Raw genomic sequence first — 1,132 nt, 5'->3', positions numbered from 1 at the left:
TTCATGCAGGCTTTCGGGCGTTCTTCGTAATAGTCCGGGGTGACGAAAATCAGTTTGCACGGATGCCCTTCGGCTTCCAGTTTGGCGCGGTATTCGTTGGTGATGCGTTCGGCGCGCACCAGTTGCTCTTTGGTCGGCAAAAGCCCGACGCGATTGAGTTGCGCCCAGCCGTAGAACTGGCACGTGGCGAGCTCGACGAAGTCCGCTTCCAGTGCGATGCACAGCTCGATGATGCGGTCGATCTGGTCGATATTGTGTCGATGGGTGACGAAGTTCAGCACCATCGGATAGCCGTGGGCCTTCACCGCCCGGGCCATTTCTAGCTTTTGTGCGAAGGCCTTTTTCGAACCGGCCAGCAGGTTGTTCACCTGCTCGTCGCTGGCCTGGAAACTGATCTGGATGTGATCGAGGCCGGCCTTCTTGAAGTCGCTGATTTTCTGCTCGGTCAGGCCGATGCCGGAGGTGATCAGGTTGGTGTAGAAACCCAGTTTGCGGGCTTCGGCAATCAGCTCGGCGAGGTCCTGACGCACCAGCGGTTCGCCACCGGAAAAGCCCAGTTGCGCGGCACCCATTTCCCGCGCTTCGCGAAACACCTTGAGCCACTGCTCGGTGCTCAGCTCTTTGCCTTGTTCGGCGAAATCCAGCGGATTGGAGCAGTACGGGCATTGCAGCGGGCAGCGATAGGTCAGCTCGGCGAGCAGCCACAGCGGCAGGCCGACCTCGGGTTTGGGCGGCACTTGCACCGATGAATCAGGCAAGTTCGATCCAGTGCTGCGCACGGGCAACCTCCATGAATTGCTCGATGTCGTCTCCGAGCTCGGGCACGCCGGGGAACTGTTGGTCGAGCTCATTGATGATTGCCGCGACATCCCGTTCACCGTCGATCAAACCGCCGATCAGCGCGGCACTTTCGTTGAGCTTGATCATGCCTTCCGGGTACAGCAGCACGTGGCCTTTTTGCGCCGGTTCGTACTGGAAACGGTAGCCAGGACGCCAGGTCGGGGTCTTGCTGCGATCGAAACTCATAAGGTGATTCCTTTGTGCCAGACCCGTTGTTCAGTGACGCTGTGATACGGGCCAGACCCGTTGTTCAGTGACGCTGTGATACGGCGGGCGTTTCAGTTCGTAGGCC

Annotated in this window: 2 protein-coding genes; both read right to left on the bottom strand. The window is 59.3% G+C overall.

The features are described 5' to 3' along the window. The coding region (gene pqqE, locus AC1D1M_RS31370; RefSeq protein WP_477778683.1) for a pyrroloquinoline quinone biosynthesis protein PqqE at positions 1-779 on the bottom strand (779 nt) is incomplete at its 3' end. Continuing rightward, entirely contained in the window at positions 751-1,026 is a 276-nt protein-coding gene (gene pqqD, locus AC1D1M_RS31365) for a pyrroloquinoline quinone biosynthesis peptide chaperone PqqD (protein WP_015097086.1), read from the bottom strand. The genes pqqD and pqqE, both read right to left, overlap by 29 nt. Positions 1,027-1,132: the final 106 nt, after the last annotated feature.

Source organism: Pseudomonas sp. P1_F7, from assembly GCF_056405655.1.
The sequence above is the reverse complement of the archived record's forward strand: the minus strand, read 5'-3'. Positions and strand labels throughout refer to the sequence as shown.

What these genes read in the sequence shown, in the direction of transcription:
- pqqD (WP_015097086.1), bottom strand. Translation starts at nt 1,026, where the DNA reads ATGAGTTTCGATCGCAGCAAGACCCCGACCTGGCGTCCTGGCTACCGT.